This window comes from Shewanella algidipiscicola, assembly GCF_003605125.1.
Taxonomy (GTDB): Bacteria; Pseudomonadota; Gammaproteobacteria; order Enterobacterales; family Shewanellaceae; genus Shewanella; species Shewanella algidipiscicola.
Genome location: NZ_QPQT01000020.1, coordinates 39,832 through 66,230, shown reverse-complemented (window position 1 = coordinate 66,230; position 26,399 = coordinate 39,832). Strand labels below are relative to the sequence as shown.

General features: G+C 48.5%; 30 protein-coding genes. 24 read left to right on the top strand and 6 right to left on the bottom strand.

What is annotated here, in order from left to right:
- Nucleotides 1-35 precede the first annotated feature (35 nt).
- From flgB to DVO77_RS17745, 23 genes are all read left to right on the top strand, one after another.
- Nucleotides 36-386, top strand: a complete 351-nt coding sequence (gene flgB, locus DVO77_RS17855) for a flagellar basal body rod protein FlgB (protein WP_110458435.1) — start codon at nucleotides 36-38, stop codon at nucleotides 384-386.
- Between the two features lie 8 nt (nucleotides 387-394).
- On the top strand, nucleotides 395-814 hold the full coding sequence (gene flgC, locus DVO77_RS17850) for a flagellar basal body rod protein FlgC (protein WP_110458434.1): 420 nt from the start codon (nucleotides 395-397) through the stop codon (nucleotides 812-814).
- Entirely contained in the window at nucleotides 815-1,477 is a 663-nt protein-coding gene (locus tag DVO77_RS17845) for a flagellar hook assembly protein FlgD (protein WP_119979256.1), read from the top strand.
- 25 nt (nucleotides 1,478-1,502) lie between these two features.
- Entirely contained in the window at nucleotides 1,503-2,711 is a 1,209-nt protein-coding gene (flgE, locus tag DVO77_RS17840) for a flagellar hook protein FlgE (protein ID WP_119979255.1), read from the top strand.
- An 11-nt stretch (nucleotides 2,712-2,722) separates the two neighbouring features.
- On the top strand, nucleotides 2,723-3,457 hold the full coding sequence (locus tag DVO77_RS17835; protein ID WP_119979254.1) for a flagellar basal body rod protein FlgF: 735 nt from the start codon (nucleotides 2,723-2,725) through the stop codon (nucleotides 3,455-3,457).
- Nucleotides 3,458-3,470: 13 nt separating this feature from the next.
- Nucleotides 3,471-4,256, top strand: a complete 786-nt coding sequence (flgG, locus tag DVO77_RS17830) for a flagellar basal-body rod protein FlgG (RefSeq protein ID WP_119979253.1) — start codon at nucleotides 3,471-3,473, stop codon at nucleotides 4,254-4,256.
- A gap of 9 nt (nucleotides 4,257-4,265) precedes the next feature.
- On the top strand, nucleotides 4,266-4,940 hold the full coding sequence (gene flgH, locus DVO77_RS17825) for a flagellar basal body L-ring protein FlgH (RefSeq protein WP_110458429.1): 675 nt from the start codon (nucleotides 4,266-4,268) through the stop codon (nucleotides 4,938-4,940).
- 15 nt (nucleotides 4,941-4,955) lie between these two features.
- Nucleotides 4,956-6,071 (top strand): flagellar basal body P-ring protein FlgI, encoded by a 1,116-nt coding sequence (locus DVO77_RS17820; protein WP_119979252.1) that lies wholly within the window; start codon nucleotides 4,956-4,958, stop codon nucleotides 6,069-6,071.
- A complete protein-coding gene (locus DVO77_RS17815) occupies nucleotides 6,071-6,475 on the top strand; it encodes a rod-binding protein (RefSeq protein ID WP_110458427.1) in 405 nt (134 codons plus the stop codon). Before DVO77_RS17820 ends, DVO77_RS17815 begins: the two co-directional genes overlap by 1 nt.
- On the top strand, nucleotides 6,472-7,845 hold the full coding sequence (gene flgK, locus DVO77_RS17810; RefSeq protein ID WP_119979251.1) for a flagellar hook-associated protein FlgK: 1,374 nt from the start codon (nucleotides 6,472-6,474) through the stop codon (nucleotides 7,843-7,845). The genes DVO77_RS17815 and flgK overlap by 4 nt, the downstream gene beginning before the upstream one ends.
- A gap of 24 nt (nucleotides 7,846-7,869) precedes the next feature.
- Nucleotides 7,870-8,775 (top strand): flagellar hook-associated protein FlgL, encoded by a 906-nt coding sequence (gene flgL, locus DVO77_RS17805; RefSeq protein ID WP_249038208.1) that lies wholly within the window; start codon nucleotides 7,870-7,872, stop codon nucleotides 8,773-8,775.
- A gap of 12 nt (nucleotides 8,776-8,787) precedes the next feature.
- The gene (locus DVO77_RS17800; protein WP_119979249.1) at nucleotides 8,788-9,798 is read left to right on the top strand and encodes a hypothetical protein; all 1,011 of its coding nucleotides are present in this window, start codon (nucleotides 8,788-8,790) and stop codon (nucleotides 9,796-9,798) included.
- Nucleotides 9,799-10,114: 316 nt separating this feature from the next.
- The gene (locus tag DVO77_RS17795; RefSeq protein ID WP_119979248.1) at nucleotides 10,115-10,924 is read left to right on the top strand and encodes a flagellin N-terminal helical domain-containing protein; all 810 of its coding nucleotides are present in this window, start codon (nucleotides 10,115-10,117) and stop codon (nucleotides 10,922-10,924) included.
- A gap of 296 nt (nucleotides 10,925-11,220) precedes the next feature.
- Nucleotides 11,221-12,579 (top strand): flagellar filament capping protein FliD, encoded by a 1,359-nt coding sequence (gene fliD, locus DVO77_RS17790; RefSeq protein WP_119979247.1) that lies wholly within the window; start codon nucleotides 11,221-11,223, stop codon nucleotides 12,577-12,579.
- 16 nt (nucleotides 12,580-12,595) lie between these two features.
- The gene (gene fliS, locus DVO77_RS17785; RefSeq protein ID WP_119979246.1) at nucleotides 12,596-12,976 is read left to right on the top strand and encodes a flagellar export chaperone FliS; all 381 of its coding nucleotides are present in this window, start codon (nucleotides 12,596-12,598) and stop codon (nucleotides 12,974-12,976) included.
- Entirely contained in the window at nucleotides 12,945-13,271 is a 327-nt protein-coding gene (fliT, locus tag DVO77_RS17780; protein ID WP_110458420.1) for a flagellar protein FliT, read from the top strand. The genes fliS and fliT overlap by 32 nt, the downstream gene beginning before the upstream one ends.
- Nucleotides 13,261-14,595, top strand: a complete 1,335-nt coding sequence (locus tag DVO77_RS17775) for a flagellar hook-length control protein FliK (protein ID WP_249038207.1) — start codon at nucleotides 13,261-13,263, stop codon at nucleotides 14,593-14,595. Before fliT ends, DVO77_RS17775 begins: the two co-directional genes overlap by 11 nt.
- A gap of 15 nt (nucleotides 14,596-14,610) precedes the next feature.
- A complete protein-coding gene (locus DVO77_RS17770; RefSeq protein WP_119979245.1) occupies nucleotides 14,611-15,069 on the top strand; it encodes a flagellar basal body-associated FliL family protein in 459 nt (152 codons plus the stop codon).
- 10 nt (nucleotides 15,070-15,079) lie between these two features.
- The gene (locus DVO77_RS17765; RefSeq protein ID WP_119979244.1) at nucleotides 15,080-15,793 is read left to right on the top strand and encodes an RNA polymerase sigma factor FliA; all 714 of its coding nucleotides are present in this window, start codon (nucleotides 15,080-15,082) and stop codon (nucleotides 15,791-15,793) included.
- Nucleotides 15,794-15,819: 26 nt separating this feature from the next.
- Nucleotides 15,820-16,677 carry a flagellar motor stator protein MotA gene (motA, locus tag DVO77_RS17760; protein WP_110458417.1) on the top strand — a complete coding sequence of 286 codons (858 nt, stop codon included), beginning with the start codon at nucleotides 15,820-15,822 and terminating at the stop codon, nucleotides 16,675-16,677.
- Nucleotides 16,677-17,672 (top strand): flagellar motor protein MotB, encoded by a 996-nt coding sequence (locus DVO77_RS17755; RefSeq protein WP_119979243.1) that lies wholly within the window; start codon nucleotides 16,677-16,679, stop codon nucleotides 17,670-17,672. The genes motA and DVO77_RS17755 overlap by 1 nt, the downstream gene beginning before the upstream one ends.
- A gap of 16 nt (nucleotides 17,673-17,688) precedes the next feature.
- Complete coding sequence (locus DVO77_RS17750) at nucleotides 17,689-18,135, top strand: PilZ domain-containing protein (protein ID WP_119979242.1); 447 nt, start codon at nucleotides 17,689-17,691, stop codon at nucleotides 18,133-18,135.
- A gap of 8 nt (nucleotides 18,136-18,143) precedes the next feature.
- The gene (locus DVO77_RS17745; protein WP_119979241.1) at nucleotides 18,144-18,431 is read left to right on the top strand and encodes a hypothetical protein; all 288 of its coding nucleotides are present in this window, start codon (nucleotides 18,144-18,146) and stop codon (nucleotides 18,429-18,431) included.
- Between the two features lie 64 nt (nucleotides 18,432-18,495).
- Here DVO77_RS17745 and DVO77_RS17740 read toward each other — a convergent pair whose 3' ends face one another.
- Nucleotides 18,496-20,298, bottom strand: a complete 1,803-nt coding sequence (locus tag DVO77_RS17740) for a DUF885 domain-containing protein (RefSeq protein ID WP_119979240.1) — start codon at nucleotides 20,296-20,298, stop codon at nucleotides 18,496-18,498.
- A 274-nt stretch (nucleotides 20,299-20,572) separates the two neighbouring features.
- Between DVO77_RS17740 and add the strand changes: the two genes are divergently transcribed.
- Nucleotides 20,573-21,568: an adenosine deaminase gene (gene add, locus DVO77_RS17735; protein ID WP_119979239.1), complete on the top strand. Its 996-nt coding sequence runs from the start codon at nucleotides 20,573-20,575 to the stop codon at nucleotides 21,566-21,568.
- An 88-nt stretch (nucleotides 21,569-21,656) separates the two neighbouring features.
- Here add and hemN read toward each other — a convergent pair whose 3' ends face one another.
- The 5 genes from hemN to DVO77_RS17710 form a co-directional block, all read right to left on the bottom strand.
- Entirely contained in the window at nucleotides 21,657-23,033 is a 1,377-nt protein-coding gene (gene hemN / locus DVO77_RS17730) for an oxygen-independent coproporphyrinogen III oxidase (protein ID WP_110458411.1), read from the bottom strand.
- A gap of 176 nt (nucleotides 23,034-23,209) precedes the next feature.
- Entirely contained in the window at nucleotides 23,210-23,677 is a 468-nt protein-coding gene (locus DVO77_RS17725; RefSeq protein ID WP_119979238.1) for a DUF2489 domain-containing protein, read from the bottom strand.
- A gap of 84 nt (nucleotides 23,678-23,761) precedes the next feature.
- A complete protein-coding gene (yihI, locus tag DVO77_RS17720; protein ID WP_119979237.1) occupies nucleotides 23,762-24,295 on the bottom strand; it encodes a Der GTPase-activating protein YihI in 534 nt (177 codons plus the stop codon).
- 47 nt (nucleotides 24,296-24,342) lie between these two features.
- A complete protein-coding gene (locus tag DVO77_RS17715; protein ID WP_119979236.1) occupies nucleotides 24,343-25,011 on the bottom strand; it encodes a methyltransferase domain-containing protein in 669 nt (222 codons plus the stop codon).
- A 714-nt stretch (nucleotides 25,012-25,725) separates the two neighbouring features.
- Nucleotides 25,726-26,346 (bottom strand): c-type cytochrome, encoded by a 621-nt coding sequence (locus DVO77_RS17710; RefSeq protein ID WP_119979235.1) that lies wholly within the window; start codon nucleotides 26,344-26,346, stop codon nucleotides 25,726-25,728.
- Nucleotides 26,347-26,399: the final 53 nt, after the last annotated feature.

The following is a 26,399-nucleotide window of genomic DNA, read 5'->3' as shown; positions in this document are numbered from 1 at the left end:
TTAACATTGTTGAGCATACATTACTAGGAATTGAGATGGCTATCAACCTCGATACGGCGTTGGGGATCCACCCCCAAACACTGAACTTTAGGGTAGAGAGAAGCAAGGTGCTGGCGGGTAATTTGGTGAACGCCGAAACCCCAGGTTATAAGGCGCGAGATCTAGACTTCAGTAAGGTAATGGCTCGCATTGAATCAGGTGCTAGCAATGCTAATCGCTACGATATTGGTTATCGCGTGCCGTATCAAAGTTCTGCCGATAATAACACGGTTGAACTGGGTAAAGAGCAGGCGAGATATTCACAAAATGCGATGGATTATCAGACCAGCCTGACATTTCTTAACATGAAAATTGCCGGCTTAAAAACGGCTATCGAAGGTCGCTAGGAGTCCCTATGTCATTTGGAGAAATCTATCAAATAGCGGGTGCAGGCATGAATGCCCAAACCATACGCTTAAATACTGTGGCCAGTAATTTGGCTAATGCAGGTACGGCTGCTGAGTCGCCAGAGCAAGCTTACCGTGCGTTAAAGCCGGTATTTGCCACTATCTATAACCAGATGCAAGAAGGCAAAGCCGCCGGTGCCTCGGTGGAAATTAGCGACATAGTGCAAGCCGATGCGCCGCTGGATATGCGTTATGAGCCCAACCATCCGTTTGCGAACGAGCAAGGTTACGTAGCGTATTCGAACGTCAATACCGTTGAAGAGATGGCCGACATGATGGCGGCAAGCCGCTCGTTTGAGACCAGTGTTGAAGTGATGAACCGTGCCCGCTCTATGCAACAGGGCTTACTGCAATTAGGAAACAAGTAAATGGAAGTCGGACGCACTACGGACAACCAAGCGCAGCAGGGCGCTAATGTATTACAAGCACCAGGCAATGATGCTGCCTCGCTCAAAAATGAATTTATGACGTTGATGATTGCTCAGATCCAAAATCAGGATCCGACTAAACCGATCAACAGCGCCGAATATGTCTCGCAATTAGCCCAGTTCTCACAGGTGGAGAGCTTAGAGTATATGCGCGAAAACCAGTCGAACCAGATGGTGATGATGGAGAACTTAGGCATAGTGCAATCGGCATCCTTGATTGGCAAGAGTGCCATGGTGCCAGCCTCTGGGCTTGAACTAGGCAATGAAGCAGTAGAAGGCAAAGTGTTTTTAGAAAACGGTGTCGAAAACCTAGAGATTGAGGTGATCAACGAGCAAGGCGAAGTGGTGCAAACCGTTAAGCTGGGCGCGCAATCTAAGGGCGATATTGCCTTTAACATTGACCCCGAGGCTCTAGGCTTGCCTGAAGGAAAATATGAACTTAAGGCTAACGCCACAATGGGAGAGTCGGTGTTAATGGCACCCACATACATTAAAGCGCCGATCGAAAAAATTCATTTCGCGAGCGCATCAGGGATGATGATGGCCGAGATGGGCCATGGTCTAGGCACCATTTCAGTGCTGAACATTTCTGAAGTTTCATAAATTTATTTTATATTAGGGTATTAGGATGTCATTTAACATAGCACTAAGCGGCTTACAGGCCACGACACAAGATCTCAACACCATCAGTAATAACATTGCTAACTCATCTACCGTGGGTTTTCGTGGTGGACGCAGCGAGTTCGCCGCCATCTATAACGGCGGCCAAGCCGGTGGTGTCAGCGTCATGTCGACCAGCCAAAACTTTTCCAAGGGTGGTAGCTTAACTTACACTGGACGCCAGTTAGATATGGGGATCCAAGGCGAAGGGTTCTTCGTGCTAAAAGGCGTTGATGGCGGCGGTATGTATGCTCGTGCGGGTATGTTCCATCAGGATTCACAAGGGTTTATCGTCGACCCTGTGGGTAACCGCTTACAGGGCTATGCAGTGGGCGCCACAGGTCAAATCCAAACGGGTAACACCACCGACCTGCAAGTGCAAACGGCAGCCTTGGCGGCTAAAGCCACTACCACTGTTGGCTTAGTATCTAACCTTGATGCCCGCGTCGATGTGATTGATCCTGCGTTAGTGCCTTTCGATCCTGCCAACATGGACAGCTACCACTCATCGAGCACCGTCAGTGTGTATGACTCATTAGGTAACGAACACGCACTCACCCAATATCATGTTAAAACCGCTCCTAACGAGTGGAGTGTGCACTACATGATGGAAGGCGTGGATGTGACACCTGCTGGTGGCCACACCATGACCTTTGACTCTAACGGTATCCTAACCGCAGGCAAGACCTTGACCATGAATATCAACGACCCCGCTATCTTAGATGGCGCGACGGCGATGGCATTCGATGTGGGCTTTGATAAGAGCACCCAATATGCGGCGGCGTACAACAACTCTAGCCTGAACCAAGACGGTTATACCTCAGGTGATTTAAAAGGCGTGCGTCTGGATGACAACGGTTTGCTATATGGTACATACACCAACGGCCAAGAGCAGTTACAGGGTCAAGTGGCACTGGCTAACTTTGCTAATCCAAATGGCTTAGAGCCTATCAGTAACAATGCTTGGGTTGCCACAAACGGTGCCGGCCAAGCTATTCTTGGTGCGCCAGCTACAGGCACCATGGGTAACGTTACCGGTGGCTACTTAGAAGGCTCTAACGTCGATACCACCGCAGAGATGGTTAACTTGATGTCGGCGCAGCGTAACTACCAGTCTAACGCTAAAGTGTTGGACGTTAACTCGACCATGCAGCAAGCCTTACTCAACGCTATTTAAGGGCTAACAACATGGACAAGATGCTGTATACAGCCGTTAGCGGTGCTACGCGTATTATGGAAGCACAAACCATTCGCGCGAATAACTTGGCCAACGCCGAGACTACGGGCTTTAAAGCCGATCTGGAGCGAGTGAACGCCATGGCGATCCCTAACACACAAGGTAGCTTTGACACCCGAGTGTTAGCCTTGACCCAAAGCAGCGGCTTTAGCCAGCAGGGCGGCGCAGTGAACCCCACGGGTCGCAAATTGGACATGGCGATTCATGATCAGGGCATGTTCAGTGTCATGGTCGATGGCGGCGAAGCCTATACCCGTGCCGGCGCCATGATCGCCGACGGTGAAGGTCAGTTGACCGTTGACGGTCGCCCCGTGTTGGGTGTCGACGGGCCACTGGTATTGCCTGAACATAAAGACTTGTTTGTCGGTGAAGATGGCACCATCAGCATTTTGCCATCGGAAGGCGGAGTGATTGAGGAAGTCGGGCGACTAAAGCTGGTGAATAGCGATATGGCGCAAATGCAAAAAGGCCCAGATGGTCTCTTGTATCGCCGTGATGGCGCCGATCTACCGCAAGACGAACAGGTACGAGTCAAGAGTGGTTTCCTCGAGGCCAGTAACGTTCAAGCGGTGAGCGAGCTTATCGCCTCAATGGATTTGAGCCGTCAGTTTGAAGTTCAGGTGAAATTAATGAAAAGCGCAGAGAAATTGGCCGAAGTCGGCAACCGTCTACTGCGTAATGTGTAAAGGATAGTTCAGCATGCAATCAGCTTTATGGGTAAGTAAAACCGGCCTGACGGCACAAGATACTAAAATGACCACTATCGCCAACAACTTGGCGAACGTGAATACCACAGGTTTTAAACGTGACCGTGTGGCGTTTAATGATCTGTTTTATCAAGTGCAGCGTCAACCTGGTGGTCAAGTCGATGCCATGAACGAGCTGCCATCGGGTTTGCAACTCGGTGCCGGTACCCGCGTGGTAGGGACACAAAAAATCTTCACCACGGGTGATATGCAAACCACCAATCAACAACTGGATTTAGCCATTGAAGGTAACGGCTTCTTCCAAGTGGAAGAGCCTAATGGTGAATTAGCCTATACCCGTGATGGTCAATTCTATCGCAGCAGCGAAGGGATGATGGTGACCTCTCAGGGGCTCCCGTTAGTGCCTAACATAGTGATCCCAGAAGATGCGCTATCGATTTCCATCGCTACCGATGGGTTAGTGAACGCACAGATGGCAGGCCAAGCGGATCCGCAAGAGCTGGGCCAAATTACCTTGATCAACTTTACCAATCCTGCGGGCCTACAAGCGCGTGGTGATAACCTGTACCGCGAAACCGCGGCTTCGGGTGTGGCGGTTGAAGGGGTGGCTGGCGACCAAGCGTTAGGCGGTTTGCGTCAGGGCGCGTTGGAAGGCGCTAACGTTAACGTAGTTGAAGAGATGGTTGAGATGATCTCGACTCAGCGAGCCTATGAGATGAACGCCAAAGTGGTATCGGCGTCTGACGATATGCTCAAGTTCCTCAACCAGTCGTTATAAGGAAGCATGATGCGTTGGTTTTACTTGCTGATGACCTTGTTTTTATCTGGATGTATTTCACATATACCAGAGCCGTTAACTAAGCCGGGTGGCGCCGAATGGGCACCGCCAGAGATAGATTATAGTTTGCCAGATGCTAAAGATGGCAGCTTGTATCGTCCCGGTTATATGCTGACGTTGTTTAAAGACAAGCGTGCCTTTCGCGAAGGGGATCTATTGACTGTGTCATTAGATGAAAAAACCTATTCCAGCAAGAAAGCCGACACTAAAACCAGCAAAGCGCAAGATATGTCCTTTGGGCTGGCCGCGGGCTCCAGTGGTTCAATTGGCGCCAATAATATGGGCGCCGATGGCGATATGTCTTTAGGACGTGGTTTTAATGGTACTGGGTCAAGTACCCAGCAAAACCAGCTATCAGGCTCGATCACAGTGACCGTTGCCAAGGTATTGCCCAATGGTGCACTGCTGATCCGCGGCGAAAAGTGGCTCAGGCTCAATCAGGGCGACGAATACTTGCGCCTACTAGGGCTTATCCGCGCCGACGATATTGGTAACGACAATACTATCTCGTCACAGCGCATCGCCGATGCACGTATTATTTATGGTGGCCAAGGGGCGATTGCCGACAGTAATGCAATGGGTTGGGCGTCTCGTTATTTCAACAGCCCATGGTTCCCTCTTTAGGCAAGGATTTTTAGCATGCTACGTTTGTGTTTATTACTGTCAGTGTTTATCTGTGCCCAGCTTAACGCTGCTGAGCAGTCGCGCTATTTGATGGATATCGTCGATGTACAAGGTATCCGTGACAACCAGCTGGTAGGCTATGGTGTCGTGGTGGGCCTCAATGGCAGCGGTGACCGTTCGCAGGTGAAATTCACCAGCCAGTCTGTGGTCAACATGCTCAAGCAGTTTGGCGTGCAAATAGATGGTAATAGCGACCCTAAATTGAAAAACGTCGCCGCCGTTGCGGTGCACGCGACCGTGTCGCCTATGTCTAGCCCAGGCCAGACCATAGATGTGACAGTGTCATCATTGGGTGATGCCAAAAGCTTACAAGGCGGCACCCTGTTGATGACGCCACTGCGCGGCGTCGATGGTGAAATTTATGCGGTGGCCCAAGGTAACTTAGTGGTCGGTGGCTTTTCGGCATCGGGACGCAATGGCTCCTCGATCACCGTCAATGTGCCTACCGTGGGCAGTATTCCCAATGGCGCCTTACTTGAGGCCGCCATTGGCAGCAGCTTTAATGATAACGCCGATATCATCCTTAACCTTAAAGATCCCAGCTTTAAGACTGCGCGCAATATCGAGCGCGCGGTTAATGCGCTATTTGGCCCTAATGTAGCAAGAGCAGAAAACCACGGCAAAGTCCTAGTACAGGCGCCAAAGTCGAGCCGTGAGCGGGTGACCTTTATGTCGATGCTCGAAGAGTTACAGATAGAGCAGGGACGCCGCAGCCCACGCATCGTATTTAACAGCCGCACAGGCACGGTTGTGATGGGGGGCAATGTGGTGGTGCGCAAGGCGGCTGTCAGTCATGGCAACCTGACTGTGACCATAGTTGAAGGGCAAAATGTTAGCCAGCCTAATGGTGGCTATTTCGGCAACAATAATGGCGAAACTGTCGTGACCAACGATAGCCAAGTGTCGGTCGAGCAAGGTGATAATCGCATGTTTGTCTGGCCAGAGGGCATTGCTATCGAAGAGATTGTTAAGGCAGTTAACAGTTTAGGTGCTGCGCCTATGGATCTGATGGCCATATTGCAGGCGCTCGATGAAGCTGGCGCCCTAGAAGCTGAGCTAGTGGTGATCTAATGAAACTTGAAAATAATAACGGTTATCTTAACCAGTTAAATGCTGGCGATCTGATTAAAAGCAATGGCGAGCTGGGAGCCCTTAAAGTGGTGAGCCAGCAGTTTGAAGCGCAGTTTTTGCAAACCGTATTAAAGCAGATGCGCTCAGCCTCCGATGCGATGGCCGATGAAGAGAGCCCGTTGTCGTCAAAAAATGATGGTTTATATCGCGATCTACACGATGCCGAACTGGCTAGCCGTTTGAGCCAGATGCAAGGCATGGGCTTGTCTGAGGTGATGACTAAACAATTGTCTGGCGCGCTTAAGTCGAGCGCCGATCCTGTCGCCTATGATCCGCAACAGATGACAACCACAGCGATGCAGCCCGCACTTTTTGTGCCGCCGCACGCTAAGGACAATAAATGAGCATGTTAAACATAGGTAAATCTGGGCTGTTAGCCAGTATGGCGGCGCTCAATGCAACCTCTAATAATGTGGCTAATGCCATGGTGGCGGGTTACTCACGTCAGCAAGTGATGACCAGCTCTGTGGGTGGTGGTGCTTATGGCGGCGGCGCTGGGGTGTTTATCGATGGCATCAGGCGCATTTCAGATCAATATGAAGTGGCGCAGCTGTGGCAGACCACCAGTAATGTGGGCTTTGATAATGTGCGCAGCAGTTATTTAGGCCAAGCTGAGCAAGTCTTTGGCTCAGAAGGCAATAATATCTCTGCCGGATTAGATCAGCTATTTGCGTCGCTTAACTCGGCGATGGAGCAGCCCAATTTGATTGCGCATCGTCAAGGGGTGTTAAACGAGGCGAAAGCCTTAACTCAGATGATTAACGGCATCAACGATAGCTTAGTATCTCAGCGCGATCAGGTGACAGGTCAGCTTGGTACCTCGGCCAAAGAGGTCAATGCGCAGCTGGAGATCATCGCTCGTTTTAACCAAGACATAAAGGCCGCCAGTGCCAGCGGCATAGTGCCGGCCGCATTGCAAGATGGTCGGGATGCGGCTATCGACGAACTGGCAGCCATTGTCGATATACGCGTTATCGAAGATGACAAAGGCATGGTGAACATCTCGCTAGCGCGTGGTGAACCTTTGTTGTCGGGCAATACCGTGGCTAAATTATCAGTTGTGCCCGATCCGGCCAATCCGCTGGTCAGCAATGTCGACATCAATTTTGGCCATAGCCATTTTACCCTTGAAGCTTCGGCTGGTGGCAGCATGGGGGCATTACTCGATTATCGCGATAGTGAGTTAGCCAGCTCGCAAGCGTACCTCGATGAATTAGCCGTTAAATTGGCCGATGAGTTTAATGCTGTGTTGGCAGGCGGTACCGCTTTAAATGGTGCTGCGCCCACTCAAAACCTATTTAGTTTTCAGCCCGGGAACCCCGCTGGCAGCTTGCAGGTGACAGATGGTTTTACCGCGGAAGAGTTGGCTTTTGCTACCGATGGCACCCAAGGTGATAACAGCAACCTAAAAGCGCTGGTGGCCTTGGCCAACAAAGATTTGGCCTTTACCAGCTTAGGTGTGAGCACCAGTTTTTCTGAATCCTTTAGCAGCAAAGTGGGTCAGTTAGGCTCGGCGTCGCGTCAAGCCATTGCTAATGCCAAGACCAGTGTCGAGTTACAAAAAGATGCGCAGTCTCAGTGGGCCAGCACCAGTGGTGTTAACCCCGATGAAGAGGGCGTTAACTTGATCATTTATCAGCAGTCTTATATGGCCAATGCCAAAGTCATATCGACAGCCGATCAACTGTTTCAAACCATGCTAAGCAGCTTTTAAGGGGGCCTAAAAATGCGCGTGACAATGCAAAATTTGTACACTAACAATATTCACAGTCTGCAAAATACGACTATGGATTTGGCTCGCTTGAACCAGATGTTATCTAAGGGAATGTCGATACTGCGTCCCTCTGATGACCCTATTGGTGCGGTGCGCGTCATGGCTAATGAGCGTGATTTAGCCTCGATGGAGCAGTATGTTAACAATATCGACTCACTGAGCACCAGCTTAGGCCGCTCAGAGACTTATCTGTCGGGCATGGTTGAGCTGCAGCAACGGATGCGAGAAATCAGCGTCGCCACCAATAACTCGACCCTATCGCCAGAAGATCGCAGTGCCTATGCTCAAGAGTTAGATGAGTTGCTCGAGGCGATGGTCGATAACGTCAATGCCAAGGATGATGGCGGTAATTATCTGTTTTCGGGTAATCGCACCGAGCAGCAGACCATCATTCAAGATGCCGCCGGGCGTTATGTCTACCAAGGTGATAATAGCCAGCGTGAGGTGCAAACCTCGGGTTCATCATGGATGACGGCCAACGTGACGGCCGAGCAATTCCTGTTCTCTAACGCTAGCCAAGATATTTTAAATCAGACTGCCGATTATATTGCGGTGCTCAACGATCCTGCGCTTGCGCCAGATGATGCTGCCTTTGCAACGGCTGCCGATGCGATGCAAACCTCGCTTAACGATACTTTAGATAGTATTAACAGCGCGATCACCGACATGGGGGGCAAGCAAAACAGCCTGTCGTTGATGAAAACCTCTCACGAGGAGATGGTGCTGTTTAATAAAAAGGTGATTGGTGAAACCCAAGAGCTAGATTATGCCAGCGCTACCGCCGAATTTAATGTTAAACTCACGGCCCTCAAAGTGACTCAGCAAACTTTTGTTCAGGTGAGTCAGTTAACTCTGTTCAATCATTTATAAGGCGTGTGTTAGATGGTTAATGCGATAGGTGATTCGCTCAATGTGTTACGACAGAATCAGACTGTTAGCAGTAGCCATACAGCGCCAGTTGCCCCTGTACAGCAGGGGCCGCAACCCACTCGAGCCCTGCCTAAACATCGACTGGCTTCTTATGGCCGCTGGGCCAGTAGTACCAAAGAGCAGCATCAGGTGAGTGCCTCTCAGGTGGCATTGCAAGCGTTGCAACAGGCATCAAGCTCGTTGAGCCACATTCGCCAGCAGTTATACCGTGTTATTCGCTCAGGCTCTGGGGAGATGAGTCAACAGCCGTTGTTTCAAGCCGAGCAAGAGCGGCAACGTCTGAGCCAAATTCGTCCCCATTATCGTGGCCAACTATTACTCGATCACCATTTTAACCTGCTATCGCAAACCCCTGCTGCACCGCACGCTTTTGTGTTGCGCTCGGTCGACTTAACAGTGCCTAAGCAACGTGACGAGCGCATATTGGTGCAGCTTGGTCAGCGCTCATTACATGTGACCTTAGCGGCCGGCTTGGATCGGCAGCAGCTTAATAAGGTGTTAGCTAATGCGCTCGCCCCTTTAGGGCTTAATGTTGAATTGATCAATGGCGAATGTTTGTTTAAGGCGCCTAGCTCTGTGTGGCAACAAGTGCAAGAAGGCTTGCTCATGATGGGCGAGGGGCAACGTTTGCCCGCTGGCGAACTGCGTAATATCCATTTAGATGAGCGCTTTAGTTTGCAAGATCCCCGCGAGTGGGGTTTTAAGGCCGACAGCAACTTAAAGCAGACCTTAGCTAAAGTAACCAAGACACAACAAAAAATTGATGCCCAGATCCAAGGGATCTTAGCCACCCACGCCGCATTACTGAGCCAGATGCAGACATCGATGGCGACGATTCAGCCACAGGCAGAGTTACAACTACTGGCAAAGTTTATGCAGCCGCAACCCTTTGTATACCAGTTGACGTCATTGATGGCACAGGGCAATGCCAATCGCGATCAAGTGACTGCGCTATTGGGTTAAATTGTGCCCATTTCTGCTGGGATCATTTACTTCAATGAGTGAGCGAGAATATTAAGCCGACCCTAGGGTCGGCTTTTTCATGAAAATGAGGTGACTCTCGCCGTGTCGTTATGCTTTTTCTGTATCGTCTTCTTAGCATCTTTTTATTTGGGAGGGGTTGATAACCACCACAGCGGCTATGGCGATCGGCGCTCGAATGACAGGTTAGATCAATTTATTTAAAAATTTTTAGATTTTTATTTTCAGTTTTCTTTTGCACTGCCGTCTTATCTATTGTGAATCACAATGAAACATTTTAATTTCTTGGAGAATACCCATGCTTTCAGTTCACACTAATTACGCGTCACTGGTTTCACAAAATGCGGTTAATAAGAGCAACGATCTACTGACTAACGCTATGGAGCGTTTATCTACTGGTCTTCGCATCAACAGCGCATCTGACGATGCGGCAGGTCTACAGATTGCTAACCGTATGAATGCCAACATCCGTGGCATGGAAACGGCTGGTCGTAACATTTCTGATGCTACCTCTATGCTACAAACCGCTGACGGCGCCCTAGAAGAGTTGACCAACATCGCTAACCGTCAAAAAGAATTGGCCACTCAAGCCGCCAACGGCGTGAACTCGTCGACTGATATGACGGCACTTAATGCAGAGTTCCAACAACTTATTTTAGAATCTGAGCGTATTATGGGTGAAACCACTTACGCGGGTAACGATCTAATGGCTAAGCTAACTGGTGGTGTTGATTTCCAAATTGGTGCGGGCACTGCTGAAAAGCTATCTGTTACGATGACAGATCCAGTTGTCATAGATAAAGCGGCTGTCGATTTAACTACAACAGCTAAAGCATCAGCAGCCATCACTGCTGTTGATAAGTATATCGATGCCGTGGGTGTTTCCCGTTCTGAGCTAGGTGCTAACATCAACCGTCTAGGTCACACTGCGGCTAACTTAACTAGCATCACAGAAAACACGAAAGCGGCTGCTGGTCGTATCATGGATGCCGATTTCGCCACTGAATCAGCACATATGACTAAGAACCAAATGTTAGTGCAAGCAGGTACTACTATTCTGTCTTCTGCAAACCAAAACACGGGTTTGGTTATGGGTCTATTACGTTAATTGTAAGCACCTTAACCATCAAGGGGCTGCGGCCCCTTTTTTTATCCCCTTAAATTGACTTTTCTCCCCCTGCCTATTTCAGCTCCAGCCCGTTTCGGTCGCCTATTTGAGCTATCCACAACGATTGTTGCTACCCACTGAGCGCATTGGCGCGGAAGCATTACTTCCCTTTGTGTGACAACAACGGAAGCCTCCTAACCTAATAGGATCTCGCTTCTTTTAAAAATAGATTAAAAACAAATAGATAAATCTTGGTACAAGGTTTGCTTTAAGGTTATCAATAAGAGGATTTTTTCATGATTTCAGGTATGAGTGCGGCGCAGTTTTCCGAACAGCTGATTATGGTTGAGCGTGCGGGAAAAGATGCCCTATATAAGAACAACCTTAACACCTATAACGCCAAGTTAGATGCCTATAAATTGCTTGAAAAAAGTATGGACAAACTAACGGCTAAGTTAACCAGTTTCGACACTGAGGCCTTTAAGGGTAAAACCTCGAGTGTCAGTGACGACAAAGCCACTGCGACGGTGACGGCCGATGCCCCTAAGGGAAATTATGAACTGCATATTGAGCAGTTGGCGCAGGCGCAGCAATTAACCAAGACTTATGCCTCAGAAGATGAGTTATTGCCGGCTTCAGGTGTGTTTAGTATTCAGCTGGGTAGCGATCCTAGTCAGCGCCTAGAGATTGATCTTGCGACGGTTAATGGTGGTGCGTCCATGACGGTGGCGCAGTTACGCGATGTGATTAATAAGCACCCAGATAACCCAGGGATGCAAGCCTCTTTGGTACGTACGGGCGGTCAAATTGAGCTAATGATGTCGGCGACCGAGTCAGGGCTGGCTAATAGTTTAACCGTTGAGCTTGATGGGGTTGATTTTGGCATGACTGAGCGCCGCGCGGCGCAAGACGCCAAGTTAACGCTCAATGGTATCGATATCACCAGTAGCAGCAACTACCTCGAAAATGTGGTCGATGGCGTGAGCCTAGAGTTAACCAGTACTCACGGCGCCGGTGAAAGCAGCTGGGTTAAAATCGAAGAAGATTTTGAAGGTACCGAGACAGCGGTGAAAGACTTTGTTGCCGCCTTTAATACCATGTTGCAGCAGATCAATCAGCTGACTCGCTCGATGGGCAGTTCGGTGATTGAGGAAGACAGTAAGAAGGATAAAGACGATAAAGATGACAAAGATGAAGTGGCAACCACGGTAAAAGAGGGCCAAATCGGCGTCTTGAAAGGGGACTCTTCTATTCGTCAACTGCAAAGCCAGATGCGTGACTCGATATTTGCCAGCGCGCCAAACGGCATGCGTTTATCGGATATCGGCATTGAATTAGACCGCTATGGCAAGTTGAAAGTCGATGAAACTAAATTGACCGATGCGCTGAAAGGTGATGCCTCTGCCATCGAAGCCATGTTTACCGATGCCGGCAGTTATGTCGATAGGCTTGAGAAAGTGATGGAGCCCTTTACCGACTTTAAAGGGCTGATGGATCTGAAAAAAGATACCCTCGATGGCCAGATAGACAGAGTCAACGAGAACATGGAACGTCACGATTATCATATGCAGCAACGTTACCAAATTTACTTGGCCCAATTTACGGCCATGGAAGCGACTATAAACCAGCTGAGCGCAGCCAGTGGTTTGTTTTAAAAGGAAAACAGTATAAATGTTAAATGAGCACGATCCCTTTAATGCGTATCAGCAAGCCTCTTTAGATGCCCGCGTTGCCGCTGCGAACCCCCACGATATGGTTCGTATGTTACTGGAGGGCTTGCTTGAGGAGCTAGAGCGCGCCGCAGGCCACATGGAGCGAAAACGTTTTGAGGCTAAGGGTATTAGCATCAATAAGTGTCTCAATATTGTTCATGGTCTTGACTCCATGCTGGATCTCGAAAACGGCGGTGAAATTGCCACTAGCCTAAATCGCCTGTATGACTACTGCAGTCGTCAATTAATCAGTGCCAGTGTCGAGAACAGCGCCGAAGCGCTCCAGCCAGTAACCGAGGTTATTACCAATGTCAGAGAAGGATGGGCCAATCTCAATTGAGCAGTGGCACCGCTTTGGCGTAGCGTTACGTCAGTATGCGGACCAAGGCGATTGGGAGAAGGTGACTCGGGTCAATGCCACGCTAATCAGGGCGTTGACCAAGGCGGGTACGGCGAGCAGCGAGGCACAACGACAAGCCCGTGCAGCTCTAGGGCAGATCCATGCTCAAGTCTTGCGTGAATTGGAGATGGCGCGCGATGAACTCAGTGTAGAGATGCAACGCTTTAAACAGCAACAGCCGGGACTTGCGGCCTATCAATTAACCCTAAGCAGCGGAGCTGTTGATGATATCTGATTTTATAATGGCGCGACCCGTTGCGGCCGAGGCGAGTGGTAAGGCGGCGAGTGTTACGGCTAACACGTCATCGGCTAACATGTCAGAGCGCGAGGAGATGCCGCAGTTTGCCTTATTGCCTACCGATAAGGGTACGCTAGCGCAAGGTGAGCAAACTGACATCGCTTTAACCATGCTTGAGCAGGCATTAGCTCATGAGTTGAGCGACGATCCTATGTTTATGGGCGAGATGAGTTCAGCTAGCATGGCCTCAGAGATCGCGGCGGCAGTTAGCATGAGCTCTGTGAGTATGGCCCCAGCCAGCATGGCTGCAGTGAGCATGACCCCTGTGAATATGGCATCAGCCAATGTGAGCTACAGCGGCCAGCTTAATCCTGAGTTGCTGTCCCCACACAGTGCACCATTGGCCAGTGTTGTCACCACGGCAAGCCCTTATGCGGCGCAGTTGGGATTTTCAACCGCCATGGCTGACGGCGGCAGCGATATGGTAATGCGGTTCGCCGCAGCGGGCAGCGATAGCGCCACACAGGCCAACGCCTTGGCGACTTTGGTCAATCCTATGAAAACGGCAATCAGTATCCCAGTCGGTACGTTGGCCAACCAGAATCAGGCCCACACAGTGACGGCTGTGGACAATGGCGGCGTGGCATTACCGGCGTCGCTGGTTAAAGGTGGTGGCCCTGGGGCCGAGTTTATGCCACTAGCCAACATGAACCTAGCGTCAAACACGAGTGCTTTGCCTGCAACTGGCGTGACTACGCTACGCAGCGACCCCAGTTTGTTGCCTGTAATGGCCGAGCTTCGTCATGGAGAGGCGTTGGATATTGCTAGTCAGGCCACGCAGCAAGCGGGTCGGCAAGGGGCCAATGTGAGTCAGTGGGGGCCTGTATCGGTTAGCCCACAGGCCAGTGTTGCTCAGCAGGCACATGAGATGCTGACCCCGATGCGTGAACAGCTGCGTTTTCAGATTGATCAACGCATTAAACACGCCGAATTACGCCTCGATCCTCCCGAGCTTGGTAAAGTTGAGCTAAATATTCGCCTCGATGGCGATCGTCTTCATATTCAAATGCATGCGGTCAATCCGGCAGTACGTGAGGCGTTATTAACTGGGCTTGAACGACTACGCAATGATTTAGCTCAAGACCATGGCGGTCACATTGAGTTAGATATTGGCCAAAATGGCAGTGGCGGCGAGCAGCAGCGACAACAACAGAGCGCAGGCTTAAACACCCCAAGCATCAATGGGCGTGATTTTGAGCCTAGTACCGAAACTGAGATGTCGGCGCAATTGCACCAGCATCAATTGAATTTATTGGCGTAATGCCGGAGTAATTGCATGGCACTAGCGAAATCGAGTGTAGTTAAAAGTTTAGCCATTATCTGTGTTTTCCTTGGATGGACCGCAGGTGCTTTATGGTTGGGTTGGCAAGGTCCTGAGTTAACTAAACCCTATCTACAACCTGAAGAAGAGCCGGTAAAGGTCGCGAAATACTATCCATTAGAAAAATTTATCATGTCTATCCCGGGCGATAAGTACCCTCACTATATGTTGCTTGAGATGACGGTAAAGAGCCACAACCCGCTACTCGAAAGCGTGTTACTCGAGGCCGATCCAGTGATCCGTAACTCATTAATGAAGATGTTTTCGCGCAAAACATTTCAAGAGTTAAATGATCGAGATCAACTCGAAAGCCTACAGTCTGAAGCCTTAGTGATGATAGTGAAGGTATTGTCTGAAAATGATTTTCAGTCGGATATCGACGAAGTGCTCTTCACCCGTATGGTGCTCCAGTAAAGGGTCGACAATGAATACTGACGGGCAGCTAGCCTACCAACAAGTGTGCGATGAGCCACAGCAGCGCATGAGTGAAGCGCAGCTAATGCGCCAGTATTTACCTTTGGTAAAACGCGCCGTATCTCAGTTACGCAGCCATTGCGGTGCCATGTTGGCCATAGAAGATATGGAGCAGATTGGCATGATGGCGCTGCTGGAGTCGTCTCGGCGTTATCCGGGAGAGTATGACAACGGTTTTATCTCTTTTGCTGGCCAGCGCATCCGTGGTGCGATATTGGATGAGTTGCGCCGTCAAGACTGGCGTCCGCGTCCGGTGAGGCAGCAGGCCCATGAGCTAAATGATGTGGTACGTACGTTGAGCCGTCGTCTTGGACGAGAACCTAAAGATCTGGAAGTGGCCGCCGAGATGGGGTTGAGCCACGAAGCCTATCGTGAACGTCTTTATGCCTCGCAAGCTGAGATCATGAAGAGTCTTGATGAGATGTTGAGTCTAGGTAACGACCCCATTGCTGGGGGTAATAGTGTCGACCAATTTATCCTCAAAAAGACATTAATCAAAGCCATGGCAAAATTAAATGAAAGAGAACAGCTAATCCTGTCGCTTTACTATCAACATGAGCTCAATTTGAAAGAGATTGCCGCGACCTTGGGGTTAACCGAGACCCGTATTTGTCAGCTGCATAAATTAGCCGTGGCACAGCTGAAAGGCGTACTGCAGCAATAAAAGTTATTCGGAGTAAGTAAAGCGTAATGAGTAAATTAATTGGGTTACTGATCATCCTGTTCTCTGTATTTGGCGGCTATTTATGGGCAGGTGGCACGCTGAGATCCTTATGGCAGCCTGCTGAAATTTTGATTATTTTTGGCGCGGGTATCGGTGCGATTGTGATAGCCAACCCTAAGCCCGTCTTAATCGAAATGATTGAGCAAATTAAAGAGCTGTTTACCAAAGAGCAGGAAGACCCTGAGCTGTATCCGCAGCTGTTTGGTTTGATGGGGGTCTTAATGTCTCAAATTCAGATGCAAGGGCTTAAAGTTTTAGACGAGCATATTGAAAATCCGCAGGCCAGTTCGCTATTTTTGATGTATCCCGCCGTGTTAAAGCATCCCGATGTATTGCAATTTCTTATCGATAATTTACGTATACAGTCGATTGGTAAAATATCGCCTCATGATCTCGAGCACCTACTCGAAGAGGAGATCCACCGCATCGAAGAAGACAGGTTACGCCCATCAGAAGCCTTACATAAAGTGGGCGAGGCGATGCCAGGTTTCGGTATCTTGGCCGCGGTACTGGGGATTATCATTACCATGTCGGCCATCGATGGCCCCATTACTATGATTGGTGTGAAAGTCGCCGCCGCCTTGGTGGGTACTTTTATCGGGATTTTTGCCTGTTACTGCTTTTTTGATCCTCTATCAAAAGCGTTGGAGCATCTGGTTGATCGTAAGTCGGCTCAACTGCGATGTGTGGCCGCCATTTTGACCGCTTTTGTCAAGGGTAAACCCCCTATGATGGCGATCGATGCCGGTCGTAAACAGATCCAGAGTGAAAGTCGACCATCATTCATCGAGCTTGAGCGCTGGATGGAGGAGCAGAAAAACTGATGATCCAAAAAAATGAACCAGTCATCATCAACCGCCGTAAGCGTAGTAAACGTGGCGGTGGTCATGGCGGCGCCTGGAAGGTGGCCTTTGCCGACTTTACCTTGGCGATGATGGCCTTGTTTATGGTGCTGTGGATCATGCAGATTGCCGATGAAAGTGAGCGCACCATGATAGTGCAATACCTGCGCGGTGAGATGAATGAAACTGGGCCGATAAATCCGTTTAGTATGAATGACGCCTCATCGATGATCGATTTAGAGGGCTCAATGGCGGTGCAGCAAGCGGTGATCCCAACCCAAGGCACTGGCGCAGAGAAAGCCGGACCTGCGGCGTACAATAACGTGCCTGTGGGAGAAAGTGAGCCTAATGCGGGGTTAGGCCCAGAGCTTAATGCCATGGTCCCTGGACAGTACGAGACCCAAGCACAGTTAACTATGTTAGCCCGAGAGCTGAATCGTGTAGTGCAAAGCTCTGAAATGGCTGATAATATTGCCATTACCTTGGTGCCGCAAGGGATACGGATTTTAATCCATGACAATATTGACCAGTTTATGTTTACCCGTGGCAGCGCCAAGATACAACCCTATTTTGAAGACTTACTGTTGGCATTAGGACCGGTATTGGGTCAAATCACCAATGCTATGGTGATCTCAGGCCATACCGATTCAACGCCCTACGCGGGTACCGTATTTACTAACTGGGAATTATCCAGTAAACGTGCATTGTTAGCGCGGCGAGTGCTTGAATATGGGGGCGTTAAACGCCAGCAAGTGATTCAAGTGACAGGCATGGCCGATCAGGTACCTTATGTCAGTGACGAACCTGCTGCTGCAGCTAACCGCCGTATTGAAGTGCTGATCTTAACCTCATCGACCGAACAGCTGATCCGTGACATGGTCGGGGTGCCTGCAGAAGTATTGGATGCAGGAGTGGACGTACAAGAGGCAAAGCAACAAGCCAAAGCCAATCAACCTAGGGTCCGCTACCAGCAGTAAAGAAAAGGATAGCAGTGTGATTAAGTACGAAGATTTAGTTCATTTTGACGATATACCCAAGGATAGGTATAGCGACTCACAGATATCTGATGAACTAGAGCATGATAATCGCCGTGAGCATAAGCGCTTTAGTCTGCGGCCTAATCCGAGTGCTTCGCTCGTCTTGGCTTGCGACGGTGTTGCCGTCACCCTATTTGAACCGGGTTGGTTGACCGCCAAGTCATTAGGCGCAGCCAGTATTAAAGATTTTAGTTTAAGTGGTGTGGGGCTGCTGGCGAGCATGAATTTAGTGATAGGCCAGCAACTCTATATTCAATTTGAGCAGCAGCGCCTGCTATGTGAAATCACTCGCACTCATCAAGTACAGGGGCGGCTTCGATTTTGGGGAGCTCGTTGGGTTGAGGCCGATAATATGCAGTTGTTATCGCTATTGCAGCAACTCAAACGTCGTTCTGTAAATTAGAGGTTAGCATGACAGCATCTTTTAAGCGTGTAGGTACCAATAAGCTGCAGAAGTTCTTTCTTTATTTAATCCTACTCGACTGGGTGTTGTTGATCGTTACGGCGTTAAAAATGCAGTCGCTCACCTTTGGTTATGGCGCAGTTATTTCGGTGATGTTGTTTGTCTACAGCCTATTTTTAACCAACTTATGCCGTATCAGGGCTAGGCGTGCTAATGACGCTTATATGATCTACCCGGTGATCATAGGTGCCATAGTCTCGTTTCTACTGGTAGTGTATTTTTTCTTTTTAATTTAACCCTATGCGGGGTTAGTTAATGATTAAAGGTGAGCCAGATACAGGCTCACCCTCATGTTCTCAATTATCCCTTTTGCGCGGCAATAAAGTCCTCTATTTGCGCCTCGAGTACCGACATAGGTACTGATCCATTGGCTAAAACAGCATCGTGAAATGCGCGGATATCGAAGTCTTGTCCAAGCGCCGTTTCGGCCTGATGGCGTAAGCGTTTAATGGTCAGTTCCCCCACCTTGTACGACAGTGCCTGCCCAGGCCATGAGATGTAACGGTCGATCTCCGTAGTGACATTGTGCATCGACAGTGCGGTGTTACTGGCCATAAAGTCGAGGGCTTGCTGGCGAGACCAGCCTTTGGCGTGCATGCCTGTGTCGACCACCAGACGCGCCGCGCGCCACATCTCATAGGTTAAGCGGCCAAAGTTACTGTAGGGATCTTGATAAAAGCCTGCCTCTAGACCTAAAAACTCAGCATACAATCCCCACCCCTCGCCAAAGGCTGAAATATAGCTGTAACGGCGAAAATTAGGCAAGGATGTGAGCTCTTGATTGAGCGAGATCTGCAAATGATGTCCCGGCACAGCTTCATGCAAGGTTAAGGCTTCCATCTCATACAGAGGGCGTTTGTCTAAGGCGTAGGTGTTAACCCAGTAGTAACCGGGCTCGTCGTCTCGGCTCGAACCCGAGTAACGCCCTGTGGTGTACTTAGGCGCAATTTCGGCAGGAACCTGTTGAATGCCGTAAGGCATTCTGGGTAATTGGCCAAAATAACGTGGCAATATGGCATCGGCTTGCTTAGCAATATAAGCGGCTTCTTTTAGCAGCTCCTCGGCGGTTTGGGGGTAAAACTGCGGATCGGTGCGCAGGAAATGCAAAAAAGCATCAAAGTCTCCCTCAAAGCCGATATCGTCGATGATGGTTTGCATCTCTGCGCGGATCCGTTTGACCTCTTTAAGGCCAAGCTGATGCACTTCATCGGCGGTCATGGGTAAGGTGGTGTAGTAACGCACGCGGTTTTCATAAAAGTCTTTGCCATTGGGTAGGTCGCTGGCGGCGATGCTGCTGCGGGCACCGGGAATATACTCCTGAGTCATAAAGTCAAAATAGGCGCGGTAGGCGGGTAATACTGAACTGCGGATCAACTCGAGACCTTGGGCTGTGAGCTGCGCTTGTTGCTGTGGGCTAAAGTGTTCCGGATATTGAGTAAAGGGCTTGAAGTAGCCACTTTGTTCAGCTGGTACGATAAACGCGCTGATGCTGTCTTCAAAACCGGTTAACACGACTTTTGCTGGAGTGATACCTGCGGCTAATCCCTGTTTTAACCAATAGGTTTGCTGGACAAAGTAGTTTGGCAGTGCCTGCAATTTAGCTAGGTAATCTTGGTAATCTTGCGCTTGAGCAAAGCGTCCTTTAGCTATCGAGGCGATATAAGCATGAAAACCGCTTTCTGCTGAAATAGGCAGGTAGTGATCGTGATAGCGGTACATGTCGACACTGTTTTGCAGCTGGTACTGCAAGATTTGGGCGTTGATCTGCTCATCTTTAGTAAGCACGGCGCTGTCGAGTTGCTGTAAGCGTGTGAGCAAGGCTTGTTGCCGTTGAGCCTGCAAAGCTAACGCTTGCGGCGACAAGTTAGCCAGTTTGCCCGCTGCGGCGCTATCACCTAATGCGTAAGCTAGTTCAGGATCAAAGTCTAAGCGAACTTGCCAGGCGTCATCGATAATCGATTGTAATTCCTGCGAGGTTGCATTTTTTGTAGCGGGTACGCCAATAGGATGTGCCGCTGATGGTGATGTTGTTGGAGCCGATGGTTGCAACTGGCAGGCACTGAGGCTAACGAGCAAGAGACACGGGGCGAGGCGAGAGTACATGGGAGTCCTTCCATTTATGGTTATTATTAAAGGCTGTTATTAAAAGCAGTTATTGATGCTGCTAACTCATCGGAGTGAGTCGTTAGTGAAACATTATGCACGGGTGTGTGTTGCTTGTCATCGGCGCGGCTTAGGCTCCATGATGTGCCAACAGTACGCAGTGCGATAGCTGAATTAAGTCGTACAGTTGATTAAATAATGCATGTTATAGTGCTAACAACTTCAGACCAGATAAAAAATAATATTGGCTGAGGGGTTTACATAGGGGTTAAATATGATTGATACATCCATTCCGTTGGTGGACCTTCATCGTCACCTTGATGGCAACGTCAGGGTCAATACGATTTGGGAGCTTGGTCATCAACATCACATTGCGTTGCCATCCGATACATTGGAAGGGTTAGCGCCTTTTGTACAAATTCAAGGTAAAGAGTCGAGTCTGGTCGCGTTTTTAAAGAAGCTCGATTGGATGGTGGCCGTGCTTGCCGATCTCGATGCCGTTAAACGCGTAGCTTATGAAAACGTTGTCGATGCTGCCGTGTCAGGCTTAGATTATGCCGAGTTGCGTTTTAGCCCATATTACATGGCGATGAACCACAAATTACCGCTCGAAGGGGTTGTTGAAGCGGTGATCGATGGCGTTAAGGCTGGTGTAAAAGAGCATGACGTTAAAATCAATTTGATTGGTATTATGTCGCGCTCATTTGGCCAGCAAGCCTGTATGCAGGAGCTCGACGCGCTGCTGACCCATAAACAGCACTTAGTGGCGATGGACTTGGCTGGGGATGAGCTTGGCTTCCCTGGCGCACTGTTTAACAGCCATTTTAATAAGGCGCGCGATGCTGGCCTTGCGGTTACGGCTCACGCTGGTGAAGCGGCTGGTGCCGAAAGCATGTGGCAGGCGATTTTGGAGTTGGGTGCGACCCGTATTGGCCATGGCGTTAATGCGGTGCATGATCCTAAGTTGATGGAATACCTAGCTAAACATAAGATAGGTATTGAGTCTTGCCCAACCAGTAACTTGCACACATCGACGGTTGCTGATTATCAACAGCATCCGCTGCGCACTTTTATGGATGCAGGGGTGTTAATTGGGCTCAATACTGACGATCCGGGTGTGAGTGCTATCGATATTGAGCATGAATATCGCGTAGTAAAAGCTGAAATGGGCTTAACCGATGCCGAGTTAGCATTATTGCAACGCAATGGCGTGGAGATGGCCTTTTTATCTGACAGCGAACGCAAAGCGTTATACGCCGCCAAAGCGTAATGACCTGAGCGTGATAAACAAAAAAGCCGATGAATTATCATCGGCTTTTTAATGGGCGGTCATTATCGCTAGCGGTTAACTGCAGCGATTAGATCACACGTGAGAACTGTTGCTGACGTGCCTTATCGCGATAGTAAACATCGAAACAGATGCAGATGTTACGAATAAGCAAGCGTCCAGTATTGCTAACGGTGATCTTTCTGTCGGTAATATCGACCAGTTTATCGTCAACAAAGGTTTGTAGCAGCTTAAGATCTTCTGCAAAATACTCTTCGAAATTAATTCCAAGTTGCTGGTCAATCTTGGCCATGTCCAGATCAAAGTGACAGATGAGCTGTTTAATCACTACGCGGCGGATCTCATCATCACGGTTAAGCTTACAGCCTTTCCATAATGCATGGCCTACGGCGTCGACAGACTCATAATAAGGACGAATGTCTTTTTGGTTTTGTGCGTAACAATCGCCAATCTGGCTAATGGATGACACGCCTAAACCCAGTAGGTCGCACTCTTCTTGAGTCGTGTAGCCTTGGAAATTACGATGCAGTCGACCTTCATTTTGCAGGATAGATAGCTCATCGTCAGGTTTGGCAAAGTGGTCCATACCAATATACTGATAGCCAGCGCCTGTGAGGGTTTCGATGGTCTGATGTAGCATCTCTAGCTTTTGCTGCGGAGAGGCTAAATCTTCATCCTTAATTTTACGCTGCGCAGCAAAGCGTGCTGGCAGGTGCGCATAGTTAAACACAGATAGGCGATCGGGCGATAAGTCTAAGACCCGCTGCATGGTTTCTGCAAAGGTTTCTGGTGTTTGGTGTGGCAGACCATAGATTAAATCGATATTGGTCGATACAAAGCCCATCGCTTTAGCTTTGGCCATAAGGTCAAAGATAAACTGTTCATCTTGTTCACGATTAACCGCGACCTGTACTTTTTTGTTGAAGTCTTGCACGCCAATCGAAATACGGTTAAATCCAGCTTCTTTGAGGGTATCGAGCATAGATAGCTCAATTTCCCGAGGATCGACTTCGATTGAATACTCACCTTCATCGGCAATATTAAAATGCTCGCGCAGTAGCGAAGAGAGTCTAAGGATCTGCTCAGGATTAAGGAAAGTGGGAGTTCCGCCGCCCCAGTGAATTTGCGTCACTAGGTAGTCTTTAAACAGGGGCGCACGCTTAACAATTTCGGCCGCTAAATATTCAATATATTGGTCAGCTTTGTGCTGATGACGAGTGATCACCTTGTTGCAGCCACAGTAATAGCAAAGCTTAGCGCAAAAAGGGATGTGCAGATAAAGCGACAACTTATCGCTTTTACTGTTCTTGATTGAAGTCAGCAGATCGTTTTCAGTAAAAGAGTCATCAAACTCGAGTGCGGTCGGATAAGAGGTGTAACGGGGACCGCTGTAATTATACTTTTCGATCATTGACTGATCCCAATTAATTTGGGTGGGCTGCTTCAAGGCGTGTCCTCCGAAGGTGGTAAATTAGCAACAAGCGAAGTATGCAATGTTATCAGATTAATAACATTGATCTGCGTTGCAAATTAACACTGCAAGTAATAGTAGCCGATGAATATCCTTGAATTTAGACCAAATGTCTGTGGTGCGAAGTAAAATTTGTGCGCCGACTCACGCCGCTATTTTGCGTAAAGGGCGTAATCCTTAATCAGTTGCTGCGCTTCTTGGTTGATATCGGCTTCAAGCGCCGCCTCTGATTTCATTCTGATCAAGTCGAGCTTCATTCGCTGCTGTTTAGCGAGTGCTTGACGCTGCTCCATGATGGGGTGCTGCTCAATAACCTCGAAATGGGCAAACAATGCAGGATAACGGCTGATGACTTGCTCTGTATGACCCAAAATACCAAACAGCTTACCGATGCGCATCACTCCCTCTGAGAGCTCACAGCGCTCCTCTAGCATCGCCGCTGCAATATAATGAATATTGCCGAGCAGCTCTTGCTCTCGAGCCTCGATAGCTTGCTGTTGAGCGGCCTGTTGTGCTTGCTGTTGCCGAGTCTGCTGCTTTAATTTTATCAGTAGGTGGGCGGCGTAGCCTGCAAGCCCAATAATAATTAAGGCACCGATAATCATAAGTGAAGTCGTCATAATCAGGTCCAAATAAGCTGTGTTAGGGGAGTAGATATAGAAATGGCATCGAATTCGATGCCATTAAGTCGTAATGCGAGTGCATTAGTCTTTACGTTGATAGTCTTTTAGCAGATCAGCGCCAGACTCAAACTTCTCAAGCAAATCATCATCAGACGTTGCAGTGGTTTTCATTACGTGCTCTAAATCATCTTCTTCATTGATACCGAGACGCTCCATTAAACGTTCGATTTCAGTCAGCTGTTTATCAAGCCAGCTCTGATCGGCTGCGTTTAATGTTTTGCCCTCTTCTAACATGTCGAGTAGCGAATTTAGACGAGGATCATCTTCTAATTTAAGTAGCTTCTGCTCATCACTCATTTTAGGAGCCGCAGGCTTTTTCTCTACTGGTTTAACGGCTGGTAGATTTAAGGCCACAGGCTTCTTACTGCCGTGACGAGGATCTTTGGCTCTCGCTGCTCCCGATTGTGTTTGCTGGATCTGCTTTTCGTCATGACGACTGCCCGGTTTGTTGCCCGAATTTTGCTTTTTGCCGGCAACTACACGGTCTTGCTTTTTCGTTCGTGGCTGTTTCTTAGGCGCATTCTCATTGATCTTGCGCGATTTGTTACGGGACATAGCAATAATCTCAACTACAAAAAATATCGTGAACTTATCTAATCAAATTAGACAAGAGAACTTGGGTCGCGTGTTATATCAGATTTTGGTGGTTTTTGCACCAAAATGAGATCGTTTGACGCGAATAATAGCTTAAATTCAGCTTGGTATGCTAGGTATTGGAACGTGGCCTGCTGATAAAAACTGACGTGGGTTAAATTATTCTTATGGTGCCATTTAGAAAAGCCAGTTAACTCGGTGAGCAATTGCGTATTTATCGCCATCCATCCGCCCGGTTTTAGCAATGAACAGAGTAAACGCCACTCCCTGTTAGGGAAGCGAAAGTGTTCAAATACTTTATAGCAACAGATAAAGTCGTATTGCTGTTTTAGCACTTTATGTTGTGGTGCAAAAAATGGGTCGTATTGATACAACTGGTGGCCATTAATCGCTAACTCATCGACAAGTGCTGGGGTCACTACACGGCCAAAATTAAGTCCGGTTAAGGGGGCTTTGCTCTCTTGTTCGATTTGACCTACTAGGCTCAATATTAGTTGGCTGGTGGCTTTATGTTTTTGGGTTGCCGTTTGGTATTTATTGAGCTCTGCCTTGGGCGGCAAGTGAGAATTAGCATCGGCAAATAGTAACATGCAGGTTTTACATCGGTATATGCAACGTTTTCTATCTTGATAGAAGGGGGCGGTATTATCGTTATGGCACAGGGGGCATCTTCGCATCGGTAACGAATGACTCTTCTAGGTGATTCCACTAGTGTACATTTTGTCATAAAAAAAGGCGACAGTATGACTGTCGCCTTCCAAAAAAGTACCCTAGGTACTCAATTCTGACTCCAAGTTTCCTTACTTGCTATGCGACTTTCCCAGTCGGATTCCATCTTATTTTTTTGTCTGCTATCCATGCAGTTTTTATCGTTTGCGGTCTTCCAGACACTTTCTTATTCACCTGTTGTCTTCCTGACCACAGTTTCCGTAGATGGTCTCAATGACACATCACAATATTGTTCGTCATCTTTGACGATAACTTAACCATCCTTGTCGGTTTAACGTTGAGTTCAGTAGTAGCATTTCTGAACGAGTAAGGTGAGTGCTAATTAGCGTATTGGCCTTCCTAACCAATAATCCTTACCAAATAGTGTATGACCGGACTTCAAACTCGAAGTGCAACTCTTATTATTTTATTAGTGAGTGGTCTTAGTATTATTATTGTTATTGTTTAGCTTTATTCTTATATCTTAAATGATGTTACATACCGAAATCTGTTTAATGTTATTAGATAAATTTTGGATAAACAGTTGGGTTCACCTCGGTACGGGCACAATTAAACCTAAATCTGTGATCTATGTCAAGCTCGATTTTTGCCAGTTGACGTAAGCGTCAACCTGGTGCGATTAAAAAGGTGGTCATAACCACCTTTTTAATTAAGCTTACTAATTACTTAATACTCGCAACGTATTTTGCTAGTGCTTCGATATCTTCGCTAGTTAATTTCTTCGCGACGTCTTGCATCATGCCATTTAAGTCGTTGTTACGAGTAGAGTCGTGGAACTTAGTTAGCTGAATTTTTATGTAATTAGCGTGTTGCCCTGCAATTGCTGGGAAACCCGCTGCTTCAGAACCTTTACCGTTAGGGCCATGACAAGCGATACAGGCGGTAATTCCACGGACAGTATCACCTCCTTTATAAAGTTGCTCACCTAATGCGGGTACATCTTTTACTTCGGTCATTGTGAGGGATTGTGAAGCATAGAATGCGGATAGATCTTCAATATCTTGGTCGCTTAGTCCGGCAGCCATCGGGCTCATTAGTGGCTCGTTACGGCCCTCTTTACCACCAGTGTGAGCCGCTTGACGTAAATCGTGTAGCTGTTTCTTCAGGTAAGTCTCTTGTTGCCCCGCAATTTTAGGGTACATGTCTATCATGCTGTTACCATCAACACCGTGACAGGCAGAACAAATGATTGCTTTAGTCTTTCCCGCTTCAGCATCACCTGCTGCAATAGCGGGAGTCGATAATGTGGCTAAAATTGATAGCGCAATAGCTAGCTTTTTCATGGCGTTCCAACTTTTAGTTAAATTTTTTGTCCTGAGCTTACGAGAGTGACCTG